Origin of the sequence: Streptomyces palmae (assembly GCF_004684805.1) — a bacterium.
Lineage (GTDB): Bacteria > Actinomycetota > Actinomycetes > Streptomycetales > Streptomycetaceae > Streptomyces > Streptomyces palmae.
Genome location: NZ_SRID01000555.1, coordinates 1 through 3072, shown reverse-complemented (window position 1 = coordinate 3072; position 3072 = coordinate 1). Strand labels below are relative to the sequence as shown.

3 protein-coding genes and 1 pseudogene are annotated in these 3072 nt (G+C 74.8%); all 4 read left to right on the top strand.

The features are described from left to right. The coding region (locus E4099_RS30810; RefSeq protein ID WP_135342394.1) for a hypothetical protein at positions 1 to 227 on the top strand (227 nt) is incomplete at its 5' end. 290 nt (positions 228 to 517) lie between these two features. Beyond that, positions 518 to 1552, top strand: a complete 1035-nt coding sequence (locus E4099_RS30805) for a DNA polymerase Y family protein (protein WP_245245326.1) — start codon at positions 518 to 520, stop codon at positions 1550 to 1552. Positions 1553 to 1876: 324 nt separating this feature from the next. Further along, positions 1877 to 2752: an esterase/lipase family protein gene (locus E4099_RS30800; RefSeq protein WP_135342392.1), complete on the top strand. Its 876-nt coding sequence runs from the start codon at positions 1877 to 1879 to the stop codon at positions 2750 to 2752. Positions 2753 to 2878: 126 nt separating this feature from the next. Further along, positions 2879 to 3072, top strand: a pseudogene (locus E4099_RS30795) (carboxyl transferase domain-containing protein); the annotation flags it as partial.

Below are 3072 nucleotides of genomic sequence, written 5' to 3'. Positions count from 1 at the left end.
AGAGACAGCGGGTGCCGGCCTCCGCCGCCGCGTCCGGTGCGACGGGGGAGAACGGAAACGCGGACGGGGACGCGGACGCCGACGGGGCGGGCACGGGCGCCGATCGCCGTATCCAGCTGCCCACCGGCTATGCGATGCACCCCTGGGTCGACCTGCGGCCCGCGGGCGACGGCGCGGCCACCGGCCGCAAACTGTGGCACGCGAGTCCGGGGAGCGCGGGACGATGACCCCCGACGACCGGAACACCAAGGCTCGGGGCGCGGGCCCTGCCGCGCGTGCCTCGGCGAGGGCGGACCGCGGGGCCTTGGGTACGGGTCCCACCGCGCGTGCGGCGGCGGGGTCGGGCTCCGAGGCGCAGGCACGGGTGTCGGCGGGGTCGGGCCCCGTGGCCCGGGGCGCGGGTTCCACCGCACGGGTGAGCGCGGGGGACCCGGGCGCCGTCGGCCAAGGCGTCGGCCCCACCGCACCTCCCTCCGAGGGGGCGTCGGATGACCGGCGGGTGCCGGGCGTGCTCTATGTGCGTTTCCACTCGGTCGCCGGGGCGGAGCCGGGCGCGGACATCTATGAGGGGCTGCTCGGTCTGCTCACCGAGCTGACCCCGGTCGTCGAGGCGCTGCCGCCGGATGCCGCGCTGGCCGATGTCCGGGGCGCCCTGCGCTACTTCGGCCGGGACGCGGCCGAGCTGGCGGCGCTGCTGCGGGTCCGGGCCCTGGCCCGCTACGGCGTGGACTGCACGGTGGGCGTCGCCGTCAACCCCCTGCTCGCCCGGATGGCCGCGGCGCATCCGCGGCAGCGCACCGGACGGTTCCGGGCGGGTGACCGGGCCGGGGCGGTGCACACCGTGCCGGGAGACCCGGCGGAGGTCGCCGCCTTCCTCGCGCACCAGCCCGCGGCCGCCCTCTACGGGGTCGGGCCGGCGACCGCCCGCACCCTGTGCGCGTACGGCCTGGACAGCGTGGACCGGATCGCGGCGGCCCCGCTCTCCACGCTGCAACGCATCCTGGGCGCGGCGGCCGGGCGGCGGGTCCACGAGCGGGCGCACGGCATCGACCCCGGTGCGGTCGTCCCCAACGCCCCCGCCCGCTCCCTCGGCGCGGAACACCGCTTCGCACACGACGAACTGGACCCCGACCGCAGGCGCCGGGCCCTGCTCACCCTCGCCGACGAACTCGGCGTTCGGCTGCGTACCGGCGGGCAGGTGGCTCGTACCCTCACCCTCACCGTCCGCTACGCGGACCGGTCGGTGACCACCCGCGGCCGGGCGCTGCCCGAGCCGACCGCGCACACCCCGCGGCTGGTCGCCGCCGCGTACGCGCTGCATGAGGCGCTCGGCCTGGAACGGGCCCGGGTACGGTCGGTGGCGCTGCGCGCCGAGGGGCTGGCGGACGCCGGGAGCGCCGCGCACCAGCTGACCTTCGACCCCGCCGACGACAAGGCGCGGCGCATCGAGGCCGCCGCCGACCGGGCGCGGGCCCGGTTCGGGGCAGGGGCGATCCGCCCCGCCGCCTTCCTGGACGCCGCCTGGGGGCGGCCCTTCCCGGACGCCGCCTGACGGAGGCCAGGCCGCCGCGCCGCCCTCCCCGAACGCCCCCGAGGAGGCCAGGCCGCCTTCCCGGGCGCCCCGAGGAAGGCCGTCCGGGTCGCTCTCCCGCCGCTTCTCCTCGGTCACCGCGCGCAAAAGCGGCTTTTCGGGAGTTTCTGATGCGCGGTAAGGAGGCATTCCTGAACGGCAGGTGAAAACACGGTGCAGGTTTCTTCACGTGCCGATGGCTGGAGAGCTCTGCTACTCGCCCGTAATTTAATACAGCGCGCGACGTTCTTGTGATCCGGATCGCATGGGTGCACGGCTTTCACAACCCCCCATCGAGGAGCCCTGATGAAGCTGCCCTGGAAACGGATCCGCAGACTCCTGCCCGCCCTGGCGCTGGCCGCCGCTGTCGCGCTGCCCGCCTCCGCCGCCTCCGCGGCCACGCCCGCCACCACCTCCCAGGCCCTGAGCAGCAGCGGTTGGAACGACTTCGGGTGCCGGCCCTCGGCGCAGCACCCCCGTCCGGTCGTCCTGGTGCACGGCACGCTCGGCAACGGGGTCGACAACTGGCTCGGCCTCGCGCCCTACCTGGTGGCACGCGGCTACTGCGTCTTCTCGCTCGACTACGGCCAGCTGCCCGTGGTCCCCCTCGTCTACGGTCTCGGCCCGATCGACAAGTCCGCGGAGCAGCTTTCGGCCTATGTCGACAAGGTGCTGGCGGCCACCGGCGCCACCAAGGCCGACCTGGTCGGCCACTCCCAGGGCGGCATGATGCCCCGTTACTACCTCAAGTTCCTCGGCGGGGCGGCGAAGGTGAACGCGCTGGTGGGCATCGCCCCCACCAATCACGGGACCACCATGTCCGGTCTGACCAGGCTGCTGGACTACTTCCCCGAGGTACGCGACCTCATCGACGAGACCGCGCCGGCCCTCACCGACCAGGTCGCCGGCTCGGAGTTCCTGAAGCGTCTGAACGCCGGCGGCGACACCGTGCCCGGGGTGCGCTACACCACCATCGTGACCCGGTACGACGAGGTGGTGACGCCCTACACCTCGGGCTACCTGTCCGGACCGGGCGTCCGCAACGTCCTGCTGCAGGACCTGTGCCCGCTCGACCTGTCGGGCCACGTGGCGATCGGTCTGACCGACAGGATCGCCTTCCATGAGGTGGCCAACGCACTCGACCCGGCCCACGCCACCCCGACCACCTGCCTCTCGATCTGACGGGTCGCCGTCCTCCGGGGCCGCGAGGCCGGCACCGTGCCGCCCGCCCGTCCATCGCCGACGGGCGGGCGGCATCCCGCCGGTCGGCGCGTACCGCCGGCCGCGGTCGCGTGGCAAGGTGGGCACATGACCGGAACGAACTCCCGTGCGGGCGCGCTTGAGCTGATCGAGGCCGTTGTCGACCCGGGCAGCTGGCAGTCCTGGGACGAGCCGGTGGCGCTGCGGACCGATGACCCGGAGTACCGGGCCGACCTGGAGCGGGCGCGGGCGCGTACCGGGCTGGACGAGTCGGTGCTCAGCGGGGAGGGGCGGGTCGAGGG

Bases quoted from the DNA above. Each gene is read 5' to 3' on its own strand.
- E4099_RS30800 (WP_135342392.1), top strand. From the start codon at position 1,877: ATGAAGCTGCCCTGGAAACGGATCCGCAGACTCCTGCCCGCCCTGGCG.